The 22,712-nt window shown below is 71.6% G+C and carries 19 protein-coding genes; 18 read left to right on the top strand and 1 reads right to left on the bottom strand.

Annotated elements, in window-relative coordinates; translation table 11 throughout:
* Nucleotides 1–291: 291 nt before the first annotated feature.
* Both AAD496_RS09025 and AAD496_RS09030 read left to right on the top strand, forming a co-directional pair.
* Nucleotides 292–876 carry a hypothetical protein gene (locus AAD496_RS09025; protein ID WP_349828337.1) on the top strand — a complete coding sequence of 195 codons (585 nt, stop codon included), beginning with the start codon at nucleotides 292–294 and terminating at the stop codon, nucleotides 874–876.
* A gap of 275 nt (nucleotides 877–1,151) precedes the next feature.
* A complete protein-coding gene (locus tag AAD496_RS09030) occupies nucleotides 1,152–1,556 on the top strand; it encodes a hypothetical protein (RefSeq protein WP_349828338.1) in 405 nt (134 codons plus the stop codon).
* Nucleotides 1,557–1,688: 132 nt separating this feature from the next.
* On the opposite strand, the gene AAD496_RS09035 is transcribed toward AAD496_RS09030, so the two are convergent.
* Complete coding sequence (locus AAD496_RS09035) at nucleotides 1,689–3,734, bottom strand: choice-of-anchor I family protein (RefSeq protein WP_349828339.1); 2,046 nt, start codon at nucleotides 3,732–3,734, stop codon at nucleotides 1,689–1,691.
* Between the two features lie 318 nt (nucleotides 3,735–4,052).
* Here AAD496_RS09035 and AAD496_RS09040 point away from each other — a divergent pair, with 318 nt between their 5' ends.
* The 16 genes from AAD496_RS09040 (at nucleotide 4,053) to AAD496_RS09115 (ending at nucleotide 22,675) form a co-directional block, all read left to right on the top strand.
* Complete coding sequence (locus tag AAD496_RS09040) at nucleotides 4,053–5,744, top strand: tetratricopeptide repeat protein (RefSeq protein WP_349828340.1); 1,692 nt, start codon at nucleotides 4,053–4,055, stop codon at nucleotides 5,742–5,744.
* A complete protein-coding gene (locus AAD496_RS09045) occupies nucleotides 5,741–6,733 on the top strand; it encodes an HAD-IIA family hydrolase (protein ID WP_349828342.1) in 993 nt (330 codons plus the stop codon). Before AAD496_RS09040 ends, AAD496_RS09045 begins: the two co-directional genes overlap by 4 nt.
* A 2-nt stretch (nucleotides 6,734–6,735) precedes the next feature.
* Nucleotides 6,736–6,963, top strand: coding sequence for a hypothetical protein (locus AAD496_RS09050; RefSeq protein WP_349828343.1), 228 nt, complete (start codon nucleotides 6,736–6,738; stop codon nucleotides 6,961–6,963).
* The gene (locus tag AAD496_RS09055) at nucleotides 6,960–7,793 is read left to right on the top strand and encodes a TlyA family RNA methyltransferase (protein WP_349828344.1); all 834 of its coding nucleotides are present in this window, start codon (nucleotides 6,960–6,962) and stop codon (nucleotides 7,791–7,793) included. Before AAD496_RS09050 ends, AAD496_RS09055 begins: the two co-directional genes overlap by 4 nt.
* The gene (locus tag AAD496_RS09060; protein ID WP_349828345.1) at nucleotides 7,790–8,740 is read left to right on the top strand and encodes an NAD kinase; all 951 of its coding nucleotides are present in this window, start codon (nucleotides 7,790–7,792) and stop codon (nucleotides 8,738–8,740) included. Before AAD496_RS09055 ends, AAD496_RS09060 begins: the two co-directional genes overlap by 4 nt.
* Before the next feature lie 37 nt (nucleotides 8,741–8,777).
* Nucleotides 8,778–10,481, top strand: a complete 1,704-nt coding sequence (recN, locus tag AAD496_RS09065; protein ID WP_349828347.1) for a DNA repair protein RecN — start codon at nucleotides 8,778–8,780, stop codon at nucleotides 10,479–10,481.
* An 83-nt stretch (nucleotides 10,482–10,564) separates the two neighbouring features.
* The gene (steA, locus tag AAD496_RS09070; protein ID WP_349828348.1) at nucleotides 10,565–11,770 is read left to right on the top strand and encodes a putative cytokinetic ring protein SteA; all 1,206 of its coding nucleotides are present in this window, start codon (nucleotides 10,565–10,567) and stop codon (nucleotides 11,768–11,770) included.
* Nucleotides 11,767–12,951, top strand: coding sequence for a copper transporter (locus AAD496_RS09075; RefSeq protein WP_349828349.1), 1,185 nt, complete (start codon nucleotides 11,767–11,769; stop codon nucleotides 12,949–12,951). The genes steA and AAD496_RS09075 overlap by 4 nt, the downstream gene beginning before the upstream one ends.
* Nucleotides 12,948–13,805: a hypothetical protein gene (locus AAD496_RS09080; protein WP_349828350.1), complete on the top strand. Its 858-nt coding sequence runs from the start codon at nucleotides 12,948–12,950 to the stop codon at nucleotides 13,803–13,805. The genes AAD496_RS09075 and AAD496_RS09080 overlap by 4 nt, the downstream gene beginning before the upstream one ends.
* Complete coding sequence (murJ, locus tag AAD496_RS09085; protein ID WP_349828351.1) at nucleotides 13,802–15,490, top strand: murein biosynthesis integral membrane protein MurJ; 1,689 nt, start codon at nucleotides 13,802–13,804, stop codon at nucleotides 15,488–15,490. The genes AAD496_RS09080 and murJ overlap by 4 nt, the downstream gene beginning before the upstream one ends.
* An 18-nt stretch (nucleotides 15,491–15,508) precedes the next feature.
* Nucleotides 15,509–16,723 (top strand): glycosyltransferase family 4 protein, encoded by a 1,215-nt coding sequence (locus tag AAD496_RS09090; RefSeq protein WP_349828352.1) that lies wholly within the window; start codon nucleotides 15,509–15,511, stop codon nucleotides 16,721–16,723.
* Between the two features lie 125 nt (nucleotides 16,724–16,848).
* Complete coding sequence (locus AAD496_RS09095; protein ID WP_349828353.1) at nucleotides 16,849–18,033, top strand: glycosyltransferase; 1,185 nt, start codon at nucleotides 16,849–16,851, stop codon at nucleotides 18,031–18,033.
* 170 nt (nucleotides 18,034–18,203) lie between these two features.
* Nucleotides 18,204–19,835: a CTP synthase gene (pyrG, locus tag AAD496_RS09100; RefSeq protein ID WP_349828354.1), complete on the top strand. Its 1,632-nt coding sequence runs from the start codon at nucleotides 18,204–18,206 to the stop codon at nucleotides 19,833–19,835.
* A 32-nt stretch (nucleotides 19,836–19,867) separates the two neighbouring features.
* Nucleotides 19,868–20,560, top strand: coding sequence for an NUDIX domain-containing protein (locus AAD496_RS09105; protein ID WP_349828355.1), 693 nt, complete (start codon nucleotides 19,868–19,870; stop codon nucleotides 20,558–20,560).
* A gap of 6 nt (nucleotides 20,561–20,566) precedes the next feature.
* Nucleotides 20,567–21,607, top strand: a complete 1,041-nt coding sequence (locus AAD496_RS09110) for a site-specific tyrosine recombinase XerD (protein WP_349828356.1) — start codon at nucleotides 20,567–20,569, stop codon at nucleotides 21,605–21,607.
* A 189-nt stretch (nucleotides 21,608–21,796) separates the two neighbouring features.
* On the top strand, nucleotides 21,797–22,675 hold the full coding sequence (locus AAD496_RS09115) for a ParA family protein (protein WP_349828358.1): 879 nt from the start codon (nucleotides 21,797–21,799) through the stop codon (nucleotides 22,673–22,675).
* Nucleotides 22,676–22,712 lie beyond the last annotated feature (37 nt).

Consider the following 22,712-nt stretch of genomic DNA (forward strand, 5'->3'; position numbering starts at 1 on the left):
GAAACCATGATGGTTTCCGGGCCCTCACTGCATTCACGGCCCGGCACCCCCGCCTTCTGTCGGAGGTACCGGGCCGTCGCACATTCAGCAGATGATCGTGGAAAATGCATCCATGACTTTCGGAAATGAGCCTTTCCGTGGCAGATTGATCCGTTCAAGCCTGCAGCCGTTCCTTCGTGGTCCGTTGATCTGCTCCGTGTCACGGCTATAGCCGCGGGAATCGCGATGGCGTGCACGCTCTTCTTCCTCATGATTGCCCCGGGCGAGATGCGCGGAAGGTCTGGGAGCCGCATGGACGCCGTTCCGATCGTGGTGGGCATGATGATGTCGCTCGCGCTGTGGTTTTGGTCTGTGGGCTGGTTGAGTGGGCGTCGTCCGGACCGCGGTGTGCGCAGGCAGGGTCTGGGGTGCTTGCTGTTGGTCGCAGTGCCGGTCACCACTGTGCTGTTCGTCGGCGCAGTCCTCGTCCTGTCGCTCGTCCTCGGTGAGACCGACGGGTACCTGTTCGAAGATGCGGCCTCTGATCCGAAGAGTCTCTTCATCATCACGTGTTTCGTTCCGTCCATGGTCTCGTGGGGCCTGGTGTGGGGCTGCATCTCATGTGGCGATGTGGTCCGCGACTCTGATCGCGGTCGGATCACGAGTCGTGGATTGGTGGCCTTCTTCGTGTCGTGCGCCGTGCTCGGCCTGGGCATGTGGGCCGCAGTCGTGGTCTTCGGGACCTACACCCAGAGCGCCCGGTTGTTCCTTCCGGTCAGCTCTGCCCTCGCCTCTGTCGGCGTTCTCGTCTTCGCCACGACCTCCCGGATCGTGCGGCCCGACCGCGGCGAAGAACTTCCGACATCCACGTTCGGCCCACCTCCCGGGACCGTGTGAGTCGGTCGATTCCTCCTGAACCGGATCCTTCGAGGGGGTACTCGACATTGCTCAGGGCGACGACGAAGGGTCTGCTCGCGCTGCAGCTTCGTCACGTCGAGGGTGATCCTGCTGTGTGAAGCACTGGTTTCGGCCACAATCGGGGGATGAGCACTCCGCCACCGGTTCCGCCTCCGCACGGTCGTCCTCCGCATCGACCCGCGGCGTTCCACTCCGGACCACATCAACTCGGTCCACCCCGCCCTGGGCCGCACCACCCCGGGCCCCACCCACCGATGGCACAGTCGGCACAGGGCACGGCCGCGCCTCCCGCTTCGTGTTGGTCGGTCGGTGTGGGCATCATCCGGTGGACTGCTTTCGTCCTGTTCTGGCCGGCGATGGTCGTCGCGTTCGTCTCGCCGATCATCGTGCTCATCATCCTGCTCGTCGTGATCTTCGACGATCTACCGGTCACCGCGTTCCTCGCGACCCTTGCCTTCGCGGCCGGCGCCTGGTTCTGCGCCTGGTTGTTGTTCGTCTGCTCACCGCGTTCGATGAAGCGGCGGTTCGCTGGTTTCCGCGGCGCGGCGGAGGAGACCGGGGACGTCGTGGGCGGGGCAGTGCTCTTCACCCACTACGTCCGGGGTACGTGGCTCCTGCTGTCCTGGCCGTTCCGGGCGATCGCCCACCTCTTCGACTGAGGACAAATGCGGAGGGCCCTGCTCAGGTGAGCAGGGCCCTCCGCATGAGGTGAGATCACGGAGTCTGTCGCAGATGCCGTGTCATGTTTCCCGGCATCTGCGACAAACCCCGTGACGACAGGTCTCCGGGTGTCAGGCGCGGCGGCGGACTGCCATGAGCGCCAGGGCACCGAGGCCCAGCAGCAGCGCTCCGGCGCCGGCGATGACACCGGCCTGCGTACCGGTCACCGGGAGGGAACCGTCCGAATCCTCGGCGACCGCCTCGCCGGCGGTGGCGTCCTCCGTCGACTCCGCGGCCGAGGTGGTCTCCTCGGTCGTCTCCTCGACAGGAGCGGTCTCCTCCGGAGCCGTGGTCTCCGTCGGTGCAGCCGTCTCGGTGGGCTCGGTCGTCTCGACCGGGGTGGTGGTCTCCTCCTCGGTGGGGGTGGCCGCCGGGGTGGTGAGGTCCTGGACGTCGTAGTAGGTCGTCGAGCCGGTCACCTCGTTGCCGACGACGAGCATCTCGCGCTCCGTAACGTAGACGATGCTCTCCGGGCCGGAGTCGCCGGCGTTCGCCACGTCGTCCTCGATGACCTCGACGTCGAAGTTCCGTGTGTTGACGTAGGTCTGGTAGGTCGCCTGCGCGGGATCCGTGATGTCATAGACGGTGATTCCGCCCACCCGCTCGAAGCCGATGAAGGCGTAGGTGCGGTCACCGATGGTCGCGGTCTCGATCGCCTCGGGCTCGGGGCCCTTGTCGTCGGACCGGGAGTCGAGGCCGGACTCGTCGTTGTTCGCGTTGAACTGCTCCGGCAGCACGCGGGCGGTGAGCTCCTCGAACTCGTTGCCCGAGTCGAAGACGAGCTCACCGGAGGTGTTGAAGACGGAGAAGGAACGCCCGCCGAATCCGTAGACCTCGCTGTAGCAGCCGGCCTCCTCGTCGAGTCCCTGCGCAGTGGTCGCCTTGAGACGGCCGAGGTTGAAGTCGTCCTGGAGTTCCTCGACGGTGTCGAAGCCGGCCTCGGCGACGAAGGTCTCGCACAGCGGTGCGATCCCGTCCTGACCGAAGTCGGAGATCCGGATCTCCTCGCTGTAGCCGTCCCAGTCGCGGGAGTCACCCTCGTTGGCGGTGAGCAGGTAGTCCGTGCCCGCCATGTTCACGGTCGTGATGGTGTCCGGCTGCCGGAAGGTCTCGATCGGCGCGGTCACGGGGGAGTAGGCGTCGTCCTCGTTCGTGAGGTCCGTGGGGACCTGCGAGAGATCCTGCGTCCCGAGGTCCCAGATGTCCGTGACCTCTCCCGAGACCAGGTCGACGACGGCGATCCCGTTGGCCTCCTGCAGGCTCACGTAGGCCTGGTCGCCGAGGATCGCGGCGTACTCCGGTTCCAGGTTCTCCGAGACGGGGAACTCGGGGACCTCACCGGTCGCGTCCTCGCGGCCGCCGTAGATCCGGATGCCCTCGGGCAGGGTGAGGGACCCGCCCTCCTCGAACTCGCGGAAGTCCGCGATCCGCACATCTTCAGTGGTCGGCGCCGTGAGCTCCGCGGGCAGGGCGATGACGCCGACGCTGCCCTCGGGATCGACCGAGTAGTCCTCGGCGGGCTCGCCCTCGTTCGCGACGACGGCCCAGGAGCCGGTCTCGTCGAAGACCACGGAGTCGGGCAGTGCGCCGGCCGCGACGGCACCGAGGGCCACGGGCTCGTCACCGGAGACGTCGTAGAAGACGATCCAACCGTCGTCGGTCTTCACGGGCGCCTCGACGGCGATCGCGGTGAGGCCGTCGGCGCGGACCGCCACGGAGTTGGCGACGCCGCCCTCGGGGACCGTGCCCCCGCCGGCGATCGCGGCCCCGGCGGTCGGCAGGATCCCCCGCACGGTCGGCGCCGAGGTGTCCGCCGCGTCGATCATCTGCACGACGCCCTGCTCGGCGTTGACGACGAGGGTGGTGTCCGTCGCGGCGTGGTGCTGGACGATCTCCGCCGCGCCTTCGTCGAAGACGTCCTCGCGATGCTGCCCGATCGGGGTGACGGCCAGGCCCGCGTCCGGCGCGGAATCGATGACGGTGTGTTCGAAGCCGGCGGGGAGTTCCGGGGTCGTGGCGGCGTGGCCGGCCGTGGGCAGGACGGTGCCCGCCAGGACGGCGGCGGCGAGGGCGGACGCCCCGGCCAGGGCGCCGAGGCGGGTGGTCGAGTGACGCATGGGTTCCTCTCGGTGGATCGTCGCGTCGGCGTGACGCGATCGATCACGCTACGGGTCGCGGGCAGCGGCGATCCCACCTCCGGGTGTCGCGCAGGCGAACGGCGGGTGAATGTGGAGCGGGGCTGTCCAGCGGAACCCTGCGGGAACAGGCGGTGCCGAGGTGTGGGGCCCTCGGGAGAGGAGGATGACGAGGAGGGGGCGACGGAATGAACAGCAGTGTGAGCAAGGCGGTGGTCCCGGACCGGCCGCGGACCACCGCCGGAGGGCCCCGAGCGCGTAGACTTGGGCGGAATCCACCAGTCTTCACGAGGGAGAACCGTGTCCGACTCCAGCAACAGGCCTTCCGCAGGCGGATCCGGCGACGGCGACCGTCGCGGCCGCCATCCCCGTGACCGTCGTGAGGGCGACCGCCGAGGCGCTCCTGCCGCCGGAGACCGCCGCCGGGACGACTCCCACGGTGGGGACCGCCGGTTCGACCGGCGCGACGACCGCCGGGGCGGGAGCCGGGACGATCGACGCGGAGGCCGGGACGGCGAGCGGAAGCCGTGGGACAAGGACCGGAAGCCGTGGGACAAGGATCGCAAGCCCTGGGAGAAGGGCGACCGTCGGGATGATCGGCGCGGTGGCCGAGATGACCGGCGGGACGATCGCCGTGGTCCCAAGCGTGACGGTGAGCGGAAGCCCTGGGACAAGGACCGGAAGCCCTGGGAGAAGGGTGACCGGCGTGACGACCGACGCGGTGGCCGGGACGACCGGCGTGACGACCGCCGTGGTCCCAAGCGTGATGGTGACCGGAAGCCCTGGGACAAGGACCGCCGCGACGACCGCAACGGTCCGCGCCGCGACGACCGCAACGGCCCGCGCCGCGACGACCGCAACGGTCCGCGCCGCGACGACCGCAACGGTCCGCGCCGCGACGACCGTCGGGGTGGCCCCGACCGGCGCCGCGGTGGCGAACGCGACCGCGCGACGAAGACCGTCCGCACGCCCGGTCCGGAGATCCCCGAGGAGATCACCGGCCGCGAACTCCCCGGCGAGATCCGCTCGCAGCTGAGGACCCTGGAGAAGAAGAACGCGGAGACCGTCGCGCGCCACCTCGTGGCCGCCGGTCAGTTCGTCGACGTCGACCCGCAGCTGGCCTACGACCACGCCCGCGCCGCCGCCGACCGTGCCGCCCGCGTGGCCGGCGTCCGCGAGTTCCTGGGTCTCGTCGCCTACCGCCTGGAGAAGTACGACGAGGTGCTCCGCGAACTGCGCACCCACCGCCGCATCTCCGGGTCCGACGACAACCTGGCGATCATCGCCGACTCCGAGCGGGGTCGCGGCAAGCCGCAGAAGGCCATCGAACTGTGGGCGGAGTGCAAGGACAAGGACCTGGACGACGAGGTGCGCATCGAGACGGCCATCGTCGTCGCCGGCGCCCACGCCGACCTCGGGGACCTGGGTGTCGCCAAGGAGATCCTGGAGGACCTGGGCTTCACCGGCCACGCCGCCGGGCCCACCGTCCGCCTGCTCTCGGCCTATGCCGACCTCCTGCGCGCCATGGGCGACGAGGAGACCGGCGACAAGTACGAGGAACTGGCCCGCCGCACCGCGCAGTCCACCGGCACCGTCTTCGGCGAGGAGGACGTCGACCTCAACGAGGGAGTCGCCATCCTCACCATCGAGGAGGAGGACCTCGAGGAGGACGCGCTGGCCGGAGCCGAGCCCGTCGCCGTCCCCGCGGACGCCGCGGCTGACGACTCCGAGGCGGAGGACACCGCTCCCGAGGCGCCCGTCGAGTCCGCGACCGAAGCGACCGGGCCCGCCGCCGAGTCCGTCACCGCGGAGTCCGCGACCGAGGAGGGCCTCACCGTCACCGAGGCACCCGCCGAGGCCTCCACGTCCACCGTGGACCCCGCACCCGCCGAGGACACAGAGGACCTCGCGCCCGCCGCCGAGATGTCGATCGAGGACGAGGCGGACCAGATCCTCCGGGACGCGGGCATCGACCCGGACGACATCAAGTGACGACCGCCGCCGAGGGGACGGGCGCCCGGGCCTTCGACTCCGTCCTGCTCGACCTCGACGGGGTCGTCTACGCCGGTCCGCACGCGGTCCCCGGTGTGCCCGAGGCCCTGGGCACGTGGGCGGACCGCGGCGTGCCCTACGGCTTCGTGACGAACAACGCCGGGCGTTCGGCGGCCACCGTCGCCGCCCACCTGCGCGAGCTGGGACTGCGCGCCGAGGAGGACCAGGTGGTCACCTCGGCCGCGGTCTGTGCCCGTGCCCTCGCCGCCGAGGTGCCCGCCGGCTCCCGCGTCCTCGTCGTCGGTGCCGAGTCCCTCGTCGCCGAACTCCGGGCGGCCGGGCTCGACCCGGTCCGGAAGGCCGCGGACGATCCCGTGGCCGTCGTCCAGGGATTCCACCGCGGGGTGGACTGGGAGGAACTCGCCGAGGCCTGCGTGGCGATCCGCGCCGGGGCCGCCTGGTGGGTGACGAACCTCGATCCGACGGTGCCCACGGAACGCGGACTGCTGCCGGGCAACGGTGCCTTCGTCTCCGTCGTGCGGTCGACGACCGGCGCCACCTACCGCGCCACCGGCAAACCCGACGCCGCGATGCTCCACCACGGCGCCCGGTCCATCGGGGGTGAACGTCCCCTCATGGTCGGCGACCGTCTCGACACCGACATCCAGGGTGCGGTGGCCGCGGGCTACGATTCCGCGCTCGTCCTCACCGGAGTCCACGACCTCCACGACGCCCTGCGGGCGCCCGCGCACATGCGCCCGGGCCGGGTGGTCCGCACGCTCACCGACCTGCTCGAACCCATGCCGGTGCCCCACGTGTTCGACAGCTTCGCAGCCGCCTGCAACGGCGTGGCCGTGCGGATCGACGGCCGCCGCCTCGTCACCGACGAGCCCGGCCTCGACGCGGCCAACGCCGCACTCGCCCTGCTCGCCACCCTGCCCTCGGCGACGGACCTCGACCTGTCCGCCTTCCCTGCACGTCCGGACTGAGCATGGCCGGACCCCAGGACCACCCGGTTCCACAGGACCACGCTCCCGAGGCGCCCGTACCTCAGGACGACTCCGCGCTCGATCTCGATGCCGTGGCCGCGCGCCTCGACGCACTCGAGGCGCAGTTGGCCGACGAGGGTGTGGCCGACGAGAGCGTGATCGATGAGGGCGTGGCCGAGGACGCGGGCGAGCCGGACCCCGGGGGCGACCCCGACGAGGAGTCCGCATGAGTCCCCGACTCGACCAGGAACTCGCGGTGCGGGGTCTCGTGACCTCCCGGACCCGTGCGGCCCGGGAGATCGAGGCGGGCCGGGTGCGTGTGGACGGCCGGGTCGTGACGAAACCCGCGACGAAGATCGCCGCTGACGCAGTCCTCACCCTCGACGAGGTGGACCCCTGGGTGGCCCGGAGCGCGCACAAGCTCCTCGGCGCGCTCGACTCCTTCGGCTCCGTCGACCCCTCCGGGCGGGTGTGCCTCGACGCGGGCGCCTCGACGGGCGGATTCACCCAGGTGCTGTTGGAACGCGGCGCGGCGGAGGTCTTCTCCGTCGACGTCGGCCACGACCAGCTCTCCCCGGTGGTCGTCGCCGACCCCCGCGTGCACGACATGCCCGGCCGCAACCTCCGGGACCTCGAACCCGCCTGGCTGGGGGAACGGGGGAGTGTCGACCTCGTCGTCGCCGACCTCAGTTTCATCTCCCTCACCCTCGTCCTCGACCGGCTGCTCGCAGTCACCCGGCCCGGTGGCGAGCTCCTCCTCATGGTCAAGCCGCAGTTCGAACTCGGCCGGTCGGCCCTCGACAAGCACGGCGTCGTCACCGACCCGCGTGCCCGGGCCCGCGCGGTCGCCGGGATCGCCGAGGCGGTCGCCGCGGCCGGGGCCCGTGTGGTCGACTGGGCACCGAGCGTCCTGCCCGGCCCCACCGGCAACCGCGAGTACTTCCTGCGGATCACCGTGCCTGGCACGGGGACGGTGCCGACCGGTTCCGCCCCGCCGGGTACGGTGGACCCGGAACTGCTCGCCGACATCGTCGACCGCATCGGAGGAGAACGCGCATGACCCGCAGCATCGCCGTCGTCCTGCACCCGCAACGGGCCGATGCCCGGGACGCGGCGCTCGCCGCCTGCGCGACCCTCCAGGCCGACGGGGTGCGCCCCGTCATGCTGGCCTCCGAGTACACCTCCCTCGTCGAGCACGCCGGGCCCCCGGAACCCCGGATCCACGTCGTCGCCGACCACCGGATCCACGCGGTGGCCGCCGACCTGGAGATGGTCATGGTGCTCGGTGGGGACGGTACGATCCTGCGCGCGGCCCGCCGGTTCCACGCCCTCGGCGTCCCGATCATGGGCGTGAACCTCGGTCACGTCGGCTTCCTGGCCGAGAGCGAGAAGGAGGACCTGGACGACGCCGTCCACCGGGCCGTCGCCCGGGACTACACCGTCGAGAAGCGCCTGGCGCTCGACATCACGGTGCACTCCGGCGGCCGGGTGATCCACCGCAGTTGGGCGCTCAACGACGCGACGATCGAGAAGGGCGAGCACTCGCGGATGATCGAGCTCGTCTGCGGTGTCGACCAGCGGCCGGTGTCCTCCTTCGGGTGCGACGGGGTCATCCTCGCGACGCCCACCGGGTCGACGGCCTATGCCTTCTCCGCCGGGGGCCCGATCGTGTGGCCCGAGGTCGAGGCACTCCTCATGGTGCCGATCAGCGCCCACGCACTGTTCTCCGAACCGCTCGTCGTCGGCCCCGAGTCCCGGCTGGGCGTCGAGTTCCTCGACACGCCGGCCGGTCAGGACGCGGTCCTGTGGTGCGACGGCCGCCGGGAGATCGACCTGCCGCCGGGGTGTCGGATCGAGGCGCGCCGGTCCTCGCGGCCCATGGCCTTCGCCCGTCTGCACCGGGGTCCGTTCACCGATCGCCTGGTCGCCAAGTTCCAGTTGCCGGTCTCCGGATGGCGGGGCCCGCAGCAGAATTCGAACGGATTATCGGACACGCCTTCGAATTGATGTTCCCTCAGCGCGGTCGGCGCGCTACGATCGGGGCGTGATCAGCGCACTCGGAATCCACGACCTGGGCGTCATCTCCCGGGCGCAGATCGAGCTGGGACCCGGCCTCACCGTGGTCACCGGCGAGACCGGCGCCGGGAAGACGATGTTCGTCACCGCCCTCGACCTCCTCACGGGTGCCCGCGCGGACTCACAGATGGTCCGCAAGGGCGCCGACCGGGCGGTCGTCGAAGGCGTCTTCGAGCTGACCGACGGTCCCGCGGGCGTCCGCGCGCGGATCGAGGAGGCCGGCGGTGAGGCGGAGGAGGACGCGATCGTCTCCCGCATCCTCCCGACCTCCGGCCGGGCCCGGGCGACCGCGGGGGGCCGCACCGTCCCCCTCGGCGTGCTCCGGGAGATCGGTGACGAACTCGTGTCCATGCACGGTCAGTCCGAACAGTTGGGGCTCAAGTCCCCGTCCAAGCAGCGTGCACTCCTCGACGAGTACGCCGGTGCCCCCGTGGCCAAGGCCCTCCGGACGTACCGGGAGGCCTTCGCCCACTGGAAGGAACTGCGCGCGGAACACGCCCGGCTGCTGGAGACCTCCCGGGAGCGGGCGGAACGCGTCGCCTTCCTCGCCACCAGCCTGGAGAAGATCGACGCGGTGCGACCACTGCCCGGCGAGGACACCGAACTCGCCGCCCTCGCCCAGCGCCTGCGGGCCGCGGAGGACCTCAAGACCGCCGTGGGCACCGCCCACACCGCACTCGTCGGTGCCGACTGGGAGGAGGCCCCGAACGCGGCGGACCTGGTGGGTGCGGCCGTGCACGAACTCCAGCGGGCCGCCGTCGACGATGCGGGCCTGGAGGACCGGGCCGCGGCACTCACCGAGCTCACGGGCCGGATCTCCGACCTCGCCTCGGACCTGTCGGCCTACCTCCAGGGCTTCGACGACCTCGACGCGGTCTCCTTGGAGGAGACGGAGAACCGCCGCGCGGAGATCGGGTCGCTGAGCGTCTACGGCGAGGACGTCACGGAAGTCCTCGCCTTCGAGGAACGCGCCGGGGCCGAACTCACACAACTGCAGAACGCGGAGAGCTCCCTGGAGGACATCGACGAGCGGGTCGGCGCCGCCCACGCCCGGGTGCTCGACACCGGTGCGGCACTCATGGAGGCCCGCCGGAAGGCGGCCAAACGGTTCGCCACGGCCGTGTCGACGGAGCTCACCGCGCTGTCCATGCCACGTGCCCGGATCGTCTTCGAGATCGAAGAGGCCGGCGACGGCCCGCACACCTGGGGGACGGACTCGGTCCGCATGCTCTTCTCCGCCCACGACGCAGGAGAACCCGGCGACATCGGGCGACTGGCCAGTGGTGGTGAGCTCTCCCGCGTCATGCTCGCGATCGAGGTCGTCAAGGCCCGCACCGAGTCCTTCCCGACCTTCGTGTTCGACGAGGTCGACTCCGGTGTCGGTGGCAAGGCCGCCATCGAGATCGGCCGCCGGCTGGCCATACTCGCCCAGGGCTCTCAGGTCATCGTCGTCACCCACCTGCCCCAGGTGGCCGCCTGGGCCGACCACCACCTCACGATCGTCAAGGACGACCGGGCCAAGGGCGCGGTCTCCGGGGTGGACGTCCTCGACCGCGCCGGACGGGAGACCGAACTGGCCCGGATGCTCGGTGGGATGGCCGATTCGGAGTCCGCCCGGACCCACGCGGCGGAGCTCATGGAGACCGCCGAACACGACAAGGCGCGGTTCTGAGGGCACAGATCACAGTGCTCGGGGCGTCCTCGCAGGCGGAAATCGCAGGTGGAACGGTGTCCGTCTGACAGAATGGCGCCTTGATGAAACTGCGCAAGGGTCGTGACCAGCCACCGGTGTCCGAACGCATCGGTCCCGCTCTCGTGCGACTGGACCGGAGGACCAAGGACCTCACCAAGCGGCTCGGGCCCGGCGAGATCGCGGTGATCCGCCATGCCGACATCGACCGCGTGAGCGCCGAGGCACTCGTGGGCTGTCGCCCGGCCGCGGTGATCAACGCATCCAGATCGACCTCGGGGCGGTACCCGAACGTCGGCCCCGGCATCATCGTCGAGTCCGGGATCCCGCTGCTCGACGCCACCGGCGACGAGGTGTTCGAGGCCCTCGAGGAGGGCCAGGAGGTCGTCCTCGACGGGGACACCCTCTACCTCGACTCCGCGGCGGTGGCCACCGGCACCGTCCTCACCCCGGACAGGATCGCGGAACAGCTCGCCGAGGCCGAGGCCGGCATGGACGACGTGCTCGTCGACTTCGTCGACAACACGATCGAGTACATCCGCAAGGACTCCGACCTCCTCGAGAACTCCCTCGTCGTGCCCGAGGTGAAGACCCGGTTCTCCGGTCGCCACGCACTCATCGTCGTGCGTGGCTACCACTACAAGGAGGACCTCGCGATGCTCAAGACCTACATCCGCGAGTACCGTCCGGTCCTCATCGGCGTCGACGGCGGTGCCGACGCGATCATCGAGGCCGGTCACACCCCGGACATGATCGTCGGGGACATGGACTCCGTCTCCGACGGCGCGCTCACCTCCGGCGCGGAACTCGTCGTCCACGCCTACCGCGACGGCCGGGCACCGGGCACCGAACGCCTGGACGGCCTGGGTCTCGACTCCGTCGTGTTCCCCGCCTCGGGGACGAGCGAGGACATCGCCATGCTGCTGGCCGACGACAAGGGCGCGGACCTCATCGTCGCCGTCGGCACCCACGACACGCTCGTCGAGTTCCTCGACAAGGGCCGCAAGGGCATGGCCTCGACCTTCCTCACCCGCCTGCGCATCGGCTCGAAGCTCATCGACGCCAAGGGTGTGTCCCTGCTCTACCGCCAGCGGATCTCCAACCTCCAGCTCCTCGTGCTCGCCGCCGCCGGGCTCGTCGCCCTCCTGGCCGCGCTCTCGGCCACCGCCGCCGGACAGACGGCCCTGGGGCTCGTCGGTGCGCGGTTCGACGGCCTGTTCCAGTGGTTCCAGATGCTCTTCGGCCCCGACCAAGGAAGTACCGGCCCGTGATCGATTTCCGTTACCACCTCGTCTCCCTCATCTCGGTGTTCCTGGCTTTGGCCGTCGGCATCGTGCTGGGTGCAGGCCCCTTGCGCGGTCCGATCGGGGAGTCCCTCCAGACCCAGGTCGACTCGCTGCGCGACGACCGTGACCGCCTGCGGCTCGATCTCGACGCCGCCGGCCAGGACGTCGAGGCGCTCGACTCCTATGTCGCCGCGACCGCCGCCGACCTCCTGGACGGCACCCTCACCGGGGCCGAGGTGGCACTCGTCGTCGGACCCGGCGTCGAGGCGGCCACCGTCGACGCCGTATCCGGGTACCTGGAGGACGCCGGCGCGACGACCGCCGGTTCGCTCACGCTGCGCGACGGTGCGCTGCTGACCGAGGGTGCCGAGGACCTGCACAGCGAGCTGCTCGCACTCGACCCGAGCCTGTCCGACGAACCGGGTGTGGCCCTGCCCGCCGCCCTGTCGCGGGCCTGGGGCTCCTCCGTGACGCCCGGCGCCTCCCTCGCCGACGGCGCGGCGACCGCGGAGGAGACGGCCGACGCGGAGTCCACCGACACCGGCACCGACGAGAGCGCCGTCGAGGCGCCCGTCACCTACGACCGCGACCGCGCGCAGCAGGTCCTCGACCTCTTCGCCGACGCCGGCCGGGCCGAGGACGCACAGGTGGCCGATGCCGACGCCGTGCTCCTCCTCGCGCCCGTCGCCCCCCGGACCGAGGAGGCCGAGCCGTCTCCCACCACGACCGCCGGGACCGCGGACTCCGGTGACACCGAGAGCGAGGAGGACACCGCGGCGACCCCGAGCCCGGCCGCACCCGCCCTCGACACCGGCTGGGCCGACCTCACCCGCGGACTCGGCCAGGCCGGTAACACGGCACTGGCCGGGACCACGGACAACGCGAGCTCCGGGGCACTGGCCGAGATCCGGGCCGAGAACTCCCCGGTCGTGACGGTCGACGGTCTGGAACGCAGTGCCGGTCCCGTCCTCGCGGTCCTCGGGACCTCCGCCGCCCACACGGGCACCGACCGGGACTACGGCTTCCTCGACACCGCCGATGCGGTCGCCCCCGACACGATCGCCCTGCGCACGGTCGTCGCCGACCAGGGCGCCGGCACCTCGGGCACGGAGGGCTCCGAGGGCTCCGGCGACGCGGCCGGGACGGACGACGAGGACGAGCAGTGATCCGGCGCCTCGTCCTCGGCGGTGTGGCCGCCGCGGCCGCCTACGGCGTGGCCCGCGGTGTCGGTCGATTGCTCGCCACCCGGGCGACCCCGGCGCTGCGCGCGCGGATGGACCGGACGAACCATGCGGGGCGCACCGTCTCCCTGTCGGAGGGCCCCGCCACGGTCGCGGGCCTCCTCGCTCCGGCCGTCCTCGTGCCGGGCACCCGTGCCCGTACCGCCGTCGCCCTCGTCACCGCGGTCTCCGGGGTGCTCGGGGCCGTCGACGACTTCGGCGAGAGCGGAGACGCCAAGGGACTGCGTGGACACCTGGGGGCACTGGCCTCCGGGCACGTGACGACCGGGGGCCTCAAGGTCCTCGGCATCCCCGCCGTGTCGCTGCTGGCCGCCGGGTTCCTGGGCGGTCGCGGCGACTCCGTGCCCACCCGGGCCCTCGACCTCGTCGCGGGCGGTGGGGTGATCGCCGGTACGGCGAATCTGCTCAACCTCCTCGACCTGCGCCCGGGCCGAGCGCTCAAGGCCACGCTCGTGCTCCTCGTCCTCACCGGTGGTCGTAACGCCCCTGGAGGTCCCCACGGGGCCGAGACCTCGGCAGTCCTCACCGGCGCCCTGCTCGGCACCGTCGCCGCCCTCGTGCCCGACGACCTGGCCGGTGCGACGATGCTCGGGGACACCGGGGCGAACGCGCTGGGTGCCGTGCTCGGTACCCGTCTGGCCCTGGATTCCGACACCCGGGGGCGTCTGCTCGCCCTCGGCGTGCTCGCCGGACTCACCCTCGCCAGTGAGAAGGTGTCGTTCACCCGCGTCATCGAGAACACCCCGGGGCTGCGCGAACTCGACGCCTGGGGCCGGTGACCGTGTCCGCGTTGCGTGCGCGGCTCACGGGGCTGCTCGCACGGACGGCCCTGCTCGTCTCCGCGCTCACCCTCCTCGCACGCCTCGTCGGATTCGGCCGCTGGCTCGTCTTCTCGCCGACCGTCGGCGCCGGTGCCGTCGGCACCGCCTACCAGTCGGCGAACATGGTGCCGAACATCCTCTTCGAGGTCGTCGCCGGAGGCGCCCTGGCCGGGGCCGTCGTCCCTCTCCTCGCCGTCCCCCTGGCCCGCCGTGCCGCCGCCGACGCCCGGGAGTCGGCCGCCGGGACCGCGGACGCGAACCGGATCGTCTCCGCCTTGCTCACCTGGGCGCTCGCGGCGACCGTGCCCCTGGCCCTCGCCCTGGCCCTCCTGTCGGGTCCGATCTCCGGCCTGCTCGTCGATCCGGGACCGGCGCGGACCTACGCCGCCGGGTTCCTGCTCGTCTTCGCCGTGCAGCTGCCCTTCTACGCCGTGAGCGCGGTCCTCACCGGTGTCCTCCAGGCGCACCGCAGGTTCCTGTGGCCGGCCTTCGTGCCGTTGCTCTCGAGCCTCGTCGTCATCGGCACCTACGGCGTCTACGGGGCGCTCGCGACCGACCCCGATGTCGCCGCTCCCTCCGCACTCGCCCTGCTGGCCTGGGGGACCACCGCGGGTGTGTTCGCCCTCTCGCTGCCCCTGGCCCTGCCGACCGCGCGCACCGGGATCCGGGTCCGACCCACCTTCCGCTTCCCGCCCGGCGTGGCCCGGCGGGCCGTGCGGCTGGCCACCGCCGGCATCGTGGCGCTCGCCGCGCAACAGGCGGCGGTCCTCGTGACGATGCTCGTGTCCAACCGGGTGGGCGGTGACGGTGTGTTCGTCGTCTTCAGCTACGTCCAGGCGATCTACCTGTTGCCCTACGCGGTCCTCGCCGTCCCCGTCGCGACAATCGCCTTCCAGAACCTCTCCGCGCTGCTCGCCGAGGGGGCGGACGCCGGTGAGCACGTGCGCCGGACGACGACCCGGGTCCTGTGGCTCGGGGTGCTCGGTGGAACCGTGCTCGTCGCCGCGAGCGAACCGCTCCAGACCTTCTTCGGACTCCTCGACGCCGCCGGGCCCGAACGCTTCACGGGCATGGCGGCCGCCGTCGTGCTCATGGCGCTCGCGGTTCCCGGCTGGTGCCTGGTCGCCTGGTTGCAGCGGGTGCTCTACGCCCACGAACGCGGCCGGTACGTGGCCCGCGGTACGGCGCTCGGCTGGGCCGGTGTCGCCCTCACCGTGCTCATCGGTGCGGCCGTCCTGCTCGGGGGCACCGGCAGTCCGGGCGAGGTCGCGGCCGGTGCGACGGTCTCCACCGCGCTCGCCGCCCGGACGCTGGGCCTCGTGGGTCTCGCCCATGCGGTCGGCATGACGCTCGCGGCCGTCCTCCTCTTCGCCGCGGTCCGCCGTGTGCTCGGTCTCGTCTCGTGGCGCCGGATGCTCCGGGACGTGTTCCTCGCCGGGTCGACCGCGGTCGTCGCCGCCGGGGCCGGGGTGCTCGTCGCCCGCGGACTCGCGGTCTGGCCGCTCCTCGACGCAGGCACGGTCCTCGAGGCCGGTGGCATTCCGGCGGCCCTCGGGGTCGCCGTGCTCCGTGGGGTGTGTGCAGGCCTCGTGGCCGCGGGTCTCGTCGCTCTCCCGCTTAGACTTCTCGTGTACCGCAGGTAAGTCGGACGAAGGGACCGCATGACCTCCTGGCACCACGGCACCGAAGTAGCCGGCACCGGAGAACCCGGCACCGGGGACGGGGGACTTCGCATCCTCCTCGTGCTCACGACCTCGACGGGGGGAGTGGGCACGCATGTCGCCTCCCTCGTGCACCGGTTCGCGGCCGCCGGCCACACCGTCGGGGTCATCGGGTCGCCGGAGACCGAGGACCACTTCGGGTTCGGCCGGGTGCCGGGCGTCCGGTTCGTGCCGCTCGACGTCGGCACGGGCCTGGGTGTCCGTGATCTGCGGACCGTCGCACGGCTCGCGCACCTGGTCGACACCTTCCACGCGGACGTCGTCCACGCCCACGGTTTCCGTGCCGGATTCCTCACCCTCGCCGCCCTCGACCGACTGCGGGCGGACCCTCTCCGTCGGCGCGGCGGTACGTCGCTCCCCGTCTCCCTCGTCACCTGGCACAACCGCGCGATGGCGACCGGTCTGCGCGGGAGGGCCGAGACCGCGGTGCAGACCTATGTGGCCCGGCGGGCCGACCGCACGCTCGGTGCGAGCGCGGACCTCGTGGAGCAGGCCCGGGAACGGGGCGCCTCGGACGCGGTCCTCGCCCCCGTCGCGGCTCCGGACGTGGGGGAGGGGACGGCCGCCGAGGCGGCGGCCCTGCGGGCCCGGCTCACGACCGAGTTCGACCTGCCGCGGGACTCGCTGCTCGCGGTGTGCGTGGGCCGGGTGGCCCCACAGAAGAACTACACCCTCCTCATGCGCGCGCTCGCCCGGGTGAGCGCGCGGATCCCCCGGCTCCACGTGCTCGTCGCCGGGACCGCCGACGAGGCGGAACTGGAGAAGGTCCGGGCGCTCGTGGAGGCCGACGACCTGCCGGTGCACTTCCTCGGGCAGCGCGCGGACGTCGGCGACCTGCTGCGGGCCGCGGACCTCTTCGTGCTCACGAGCCTGTGGGACGCCCGGGCACTCGTGCTCCAGGAGGCGATGATCGTCGGCACGCCGATCATCGCGACCGCCGTGGGCGGCACGCCGGAACTCGTGGGCGAGGCCGGGATCCTCGTGGACCCCGACGACCCCGCGGCTCTCGGCGAGGCGCTCGTCCACCTGGCCGAGGATCCGGCGGCCCGGGTGGCGCTCGGTGAGGCGGCGGCCAGGCTCGGTGCCGACCTGCCCGACGAGGACCGGGCGGCCGCACTCGTCCTCGACCACTACCGTGACCTGCTCACCCGGTGAGCCGGCCGCACGACCCCGTGAGCCGGCCGCTCGACCCGGTGCACCGGGCGTGACCTGGCTCGCGCTCGTGGACGGTAGTCTGTACGTCGCACGTGAAAACCTTGGACGGATGTGAGGACCTGCCCATGACCCACGCTCAGCAGAGCTCGGTGGAGACCACCACGGACACCCCCACGGACACCCCCGAGCCGGCGATCCCCGCGCTCGACGCCGCGGTCCGGATCCTCCACGTGGTCACGGAGTCCACCGGTCCGCTCGCGGAGGTCGCGAAGGTCGCCGTCGCCGGTCACCTGGCCGCCGGACACCGGGTGGCCGTCGCCTCCCGACCGGAGGTGTTCGCGGACCTGGGCCTCACCGAGACCGCGGAACTCCGTCACGTCGAGGTGCCCGTCCGCGGTTCGCTGGTCCCGGGTGATCCGGACCACGCGCTGAGCCTCCACAAGCTCTACCGCCACGTCGAGGTCGTCCACGCCCACGGCCTCCACGCCGCGGCCGTCGCCGGGATGGGTCTCACGGGTCTGCCCGCCTCCTTCCGTCCCACCCTCGTGGCGAGCGTCGGCCGGTTCTCCTCGTCCTCCTTCCTCGCCAAGGCCGACGCCCGGATCGTCGCCCGCACCGCGGACGCCGTCCTCGGCACGACGGAACCGGTCGTCGAGTGGTTCGAACCGGATGTCGCCCACGTGGAGCGCGCGCGACTCCTCAAGGCCGACCTCGACCGACGGCTGCGGCCCACCCGGTCCAAGCAGGCCGTGCGCACGGCGCTGGGCGTCCGGTCCGGCACCTGGCTGGTCGCCAGCCCCGTCGACCTCGTCGACCACGGAGCGCTCACGGCGATCGTCGACGCCGCCCACCGCATCTCCACCCACCGCGCCGACCGCAAGTGGACCGTCGCGCTCTCCGGTCACGGTGGCCTGCGGGGCCTCATAGCCCGGGAGTTCGTCAAGAAGGACCGCGGCGTGGAACTGGCCGATCAGGACCTCTCCGTCGACCTCATGGCCGCCGCGGACCTCGTGATCGCCACCGACCGGATGGGCGAGTTCGACGCCGAGGACCTCATGCAGTTGCAGAAGCCGGTCGTGTTCGTCGGCTCCGACCGGGGTGCCCGCCTGTGGGGTGACGCCGCCACGCACGTGGCCGCCGACGACGTCGAGGGCCTGGTCGACGCGATCGCCGCGTACATCGACCGCCCGGCACTGCGCGGTGAACGCGCCGTGGCCGCGCGCAGGCGGGTGGACGACGTGGACGGTGGTGCCTTCATCGCGGAGGACCTCCGCGCGCTCTACGCCCGGCTCGTCCACGCGAAGGGCTGAAGCAGAGCCGAATCGGACTTCGCGTCCGATGCTCTCCTGCGTCCGACGTCGCCCACTCCCCGACATCCCTCCCTGAGTCCTGACTCACCCCCTCGACACACCCCAGGGGTGGAACCCGACTGATAGAATGGTGGCCCGTGGTGAACCGGTTGAGCTCAGACGAGCAGAAGATGACAAAGCAGATCTTCGTCACGGGTGGAGTCGTCTCCTCCCTCGGGAAGGGACTCTCGGCTTCGTCCCTCGGACACCTCCTCGCACAGCGGGGACTCAAGGTGGCCATGCAGAAGCTCGACCCGTACCTCAACGTGGATCCGGGCACGATGAACCCCTTCCAGCACGGTGAGGTGTTCGTGACCGACGACGGTGCGGAGACGGACCTCGACATCGGTCACTACGAGCGTTTTCTCGACACCCCGCTCGACGCCTCGGCGAACGTGACGACCGGCCAGGTCTACTCCCGCGTCATCGCCAAGGAGCGCCGCGGTGAGTACCTCGGTGACACGGTGCAGGTCATCCCGCACATCACCGACGAGATCAAGGAACGCATGCGCGCCCAGGCGGAGCGCACCGACGGCGAGAAGCCCGACGTCATCATCACCGAGATCGGTGGCACCGTCGGTGACATCGAGTCGCAGCCCTTCCTCGAGGCCGCCCGCCAGATCCGGACCGACATCGGTCGCGAGAACGTGTTCTTCGTGCACGTCTCGCTCGTGCCCTTCATCGCCCCCTCCGGCGAGCTCAAGACCAAGCCGACGCAGCACTCCGTGGCGACCCTCCGGTCGATCGGTATCCAGCCGGACGCCATCGTCCTGCGGTCGGACCGGGAGATCCCGGACGGGATCCGCGGCAAGATCGCCTCTTTCTGCGACGTCGACCTCGACGCCGTCGTCCCCTGTGTCGACGCCCCGAGCATCTACGACATCCCCAAGGTCCTGCACGACGGCGGCCTGGACGTCTACGCGATCCGCCGCCTCGACCTGCCCTTCCGCGATGTCGACTGGCGCAAGTGGGACCAGGTCCTCGACCGTGTGCACAACCCGGCGACCACCGTCGAGGTGGGCCTGGTCGGCAAGTACATCGACCTGCCCGACGCCTACCTGTCCGTCACGGAGGCCCTGCGTCACGGCGGGTTCGCCAACGACGCGAAGGTGAACATCCGCTGGATCCCCTCCGACACCTGCGAGACCCCCGAGGGTGCCGCCGAACAGCTCGCCGGCCTCGACGCCGTGTGCGTGCCCGGTGGCTTCGGTGTCCGCGGCATCGAGGGCAAGCTCGGTGCACTCCGGTACACCCGCGAGAACGGCATCCCGACCCTCGGTCTGTGCCTGGGCCTCCAGTGCATGGTCATCGAGTACGCGCGGAACGTCGCCGGGATCGCCGGCGCCTCGTCCTCGGAGTTCGACCCGGACACGGTCGAGCCGGTCGTCGCGACGATGGACGAGCAGCTGGACATCGTCGACGGCGAGGGCGACCTGGGTGGCACCATGCGCCTGGGCACCTACACCGCGGCACTCACCGAGGGTTCGGTGGCCGTCGGGGCCTACGGTGCCACCGAGGTCGAGGAGCGCCACCGTCACCGCTACGAGGTGAACAACGCCTACCGTCCCCGCCTCGAGGAGGCCGGGCTCGTGGTCTCGGGCACCTCGCCGAACGGCAAGCTCGTCGAGTTCGTCGAGCTCCCGGCCGACGTCCACCCGTACTACGTGTCGACGCAGGCCCACCCCGAGCTCAAGTCGCGCCCGACGAACCCGCACCCGCTCTTCGCGGGCCTCGTCGCCGCCGCCGTCGCCCGCCAGGGCTGAGCCGGTCACGAACGAGTAAGGACGTACACACCGTGGTGGACCGACCTCGGACGCACCGGGCCCCGCTCGCCGATTCCTTCGGTGAGCCGGAGATCAGTGCGTCCGCGGTCGTCCACCACGGCATCGTCTGGGACGTCGTCGAGGAGACCTTCACGCTCCCGGAGTCCCCGCGACCGATCACCCGGGAGTTCGTCCGGCACACCGGTGCGGTCGCCGTCGCCGCGGTCGACGCGGCCGACCGGATCCTCCTCATCCGCCAGTACCGGCACCCCGTCCGGGCCCGGGAGTGGGAGATCCCCGCGGGCCTGCTCGACATCGCAGGCGAACCACCCTGGCGCGGTGCCGCCCGGGAACTCGCCGAGGAGGCGGACCTGCGCGCGGAGACCTGGCACGTGCTCGCCGACCAGCTCACCTCGCCCGGCGGCCTGAGCGAGTCGATCCGCATCTACCTGGCCCGTGACGTGTCCGCCGTCGAGGCGACCTTCGAACGCGAGGCCGAGGAACGCGGCATCGAACCGGCCTGGGTCGGCCTCGACACGGCACTGGCCGCCGTCCTCGACGGCCGGATCCAGAACGCCACCTGTCAGCTCGCGATCCTCCACGCCCACCACGCCCGTGCCCGCGGGTGGACCGACCTGCGCCCGGTCGACGCGCCGTGGCCCGCCCGTGAGGTCGCTCCTGGGATAGAGCAGGGGACCGGGCCCGGCGACACTCCGGAGGACTGAGCCCCGGTGGCCCGCCCCCGCGCCCGGCACGGGACCGGACTGTTGCCCGACCCGGAGGAGATCGGTCCTCCTCTGCACGGACCGACCGCCGCGTACCTCGAACATCTCGAGCTCGAACGCGGACTGAGCGTCAACTCCGTCGACGCCTATGCCCGCGACCTCGCCAAGTACCTGCGCTGGGTCGCCGCCCAGTCGATCACCGACCTCGCGGCCGTCACCCCCTCGGACGTCCGGACCTTCGCGACCTCGCTGGCCGACTCCGGACTGTCCACGCGGTCCCGGTCCCGCGCCCTCGTCTCCGTGCGGCGCCTGCACGCCCACCTGCACGCCGAGGGCCTCACCCCCACCGACCCCGGGGCCGACGTCACGCCGGCGGGGGAGACCGAACGACTGCCGAAGGCCCTCACCGTCGACCAGGTGGTCGCCCTCCTCGACACCGTCGTCGGGGACTCCGCCGCGGAACTCCGTACGCGGGCGCTCCTGGAGTTCCTCTACGCGACCGGTGCGCGTGTCTCCGAGGCGGTCGGCCTCGACCTCGACGACCTCGACCTGCCCTCTCCGGGCCATGGTCCGGGAAGCGGGGCAGGAACGAACGGCGCCGGGGACGACCGCCGCACCGGCGTCGCCCGGCTCTACGGCAAGGGCGGGAAGGAACGCCTGGTGCCCGTCGGGTCACTGGCCACCGGCGCACTCCGGGCCTGGCTCACGCGGGGGCGCCCCGAGTTCGAGGCGGCCCGCGCGCGAGGTGCCCGTGCCCACGACCGCGCCGGTGCGGTGTTCCTCAACCGCCGGGGTGGGCGACTGAGCCGACAGTCCGCATGGACGGCGATCGTCACCGCCGCCCGGCAGGCCGGACTGGAGGAGCACGTCTCGCCCCACTCCCTGCGCCACTCCTTCGCCACGCACCTGCTCGAGGGCGGTGCCGACATCCGCGTGGTCCAGGAACTGCTCGGTCACTCCTCGGTGACGACGACCCAGATCTACACCCGGGTCACGGCCCAGAACCTCCGCGAGGTCTACGCGCTCACCCATCCGCGTGCACGCTGAAGCCGACGCGGAACCACACGGCCGGCGCGGTCGGCGCCGTGGGTGACGGGTGGTGGAAGACGGGCGGTGGAACCGGGAGCGACGATCCGAGGACGATCCGATCACGCCCGCGTGGTGGTGCACGGGGGACAGGTGTGCGAGCGGTAGGGTTGGAGCCTGACATCCGAGGCGAAAGGACGAAGGACCTCCGTGGTTGATTCGCAGCAGAAACTCGACCTGGGCAACGACGACCTGGGTCCCACCGGCCGTCCCCGCACGGTGTTCCCGGAACCGCCGGCCCTCGACGGTCACGGTCCCGCACGCGTCATCGCGATGGTCAACCAGAAGGGCGGGGTCGGCAAGACGACCTCGACCGTGAGCCTCGGCGCCGCTCTCGGGGAGTTCGGCCGCAAGGTCCTGCTCGTCGATTTCGACCCGCAGGGCGCGCTCACCGCGAGCTTCGGGTACCGGCCGGACGACCTGGACAAGACCGTGCTCGACCTCATGTTCTCCCGCCGCATGGACCCGCACGACGTGATCCTCTACGACGCGGCCCCGAACGTCGACATCATGCCCGCCAACATCGAGCTGTCGGCCGCCGAGGTGCAGCTCGTCAACGAGGTGGCCCGCGAGTTCGCGCTCCAGCGGGTCCTCGAGAAGGTCTCCGACGAGTACGACGTCGTCCTCATCGACTGCCAGCCGACCCTCGGTCTGCTCGCCATCAACGCGCTCTCGGCCTCGCACGGGGCGATCGTGCCGGTGGCCAGCGAGTACTTCGCGCTGCGCGGCGTGGCCCTTCTCATCGACACGATCGAGAAGGTGCAGGACCGGCTGAACTCCGGCCTCCAGCTCGACGGGTTCGTCGCGACCATGTACGACGGGCGTACCATCCACGCCCGCGAGGTCATCCAGAGCATCGTCGACGGGTTCGGCGACAAGGTCTTCGAGACCGTCATCCGCCGGACCGTCAAGTTCCCCGACGCCTCCGTGGGCGGCCAGCCGATCACCACCTTCGCACCCACACACGAGGCGGCGATCTCCTACCGGCGTCTGGCCCGGGAACTCATCGCCCGCGGAGGCGCGCCCTGAGCGAGGCACCACCCGACACGGCAGCCGACACCGGCTT

The organism is Brevibacterium litoralis (assembly GCF_040212315.1).
Lineage (GTDB): Bacteria > Actinomycetota > Actinomycetes > Actinomycetales > Brevibacteriaceae > Brevibacterium > Brevibacterium litoralis.

Excerpts from the sequence above, each read along its gene's own strand:
- AAD496_RS09095 (WP_349828353.1), top strand. The coding sequence starts at position 16,849 with ATGACCCACGCTCAGCAGAGCTCGGTGGAGACCACCACGGACACCCCC.
- AAD496_RS09050 (WP_349828343.1), top strand. The coding sequence starts at position 6,736 with ATGGCCGGACCCCAGGACCACCCGGTTCCACAGGACCACGCTCCCGAG.
- AAD496_RS09055 (WP_349828344.1), top strand. The coding sequence starts at position 6,960 with ATGAGTCCCCGACTCGACCAGGAACTCGCGGTGCGGGGTCTCGTGACC.
- AAD496_RS09030 (WP_349828338.1), top strand. The coding sequence starts at position 1,152 with ATGGCACAGTCGGCACAGGGCACGGCCGCGCCTCCCGCTTCGTGTTGG.
- AAD496_RS09025 (WP_349828337.1), top strand. The coding sequence starts at position 292 with ATGGACGCCGTTCCGATCGTGGTGGGCATGATGATGTCGCTCGCGCTG.
- pyrG (WP_349828354.1), top strand. The coding sequence starts at position 18,204 with ATGACAAAGCAGATCTTCGTCACGGGTGGAGTCGTCTCCTCCCTCGGG.
- AAD496_RS09035 (WP_349828339.1), bottom strand. The coding sequence starts at position 3,734 with ATGCGTCACTCGACCACCCGCCTCGGCGCCCTGGCCGGGGCGTCCGCC.
- AAD496_RS09090 (WP_349828352.1), top strand. The coding sequence starts at position 15,509 with ATGACCTCCTGGCACCACGGCACCGAAGTAGCCGGCACCGGAGAACCC.
- AAD496_RS09060 (WP_349828345.1), top strand. The coding sequence starts at position 7,790 with ATGACCCGCAGCATCGCCGTCGTCCTGCACCCGCAACGGGCCGATGCC.
- steA (WP_349828348.1), top strand. The coding sequence starts at position 10,565 with ATGAAACTGCGCAAGGGTCGTGACCAGCCACCGGTGTCCGAACGCATC.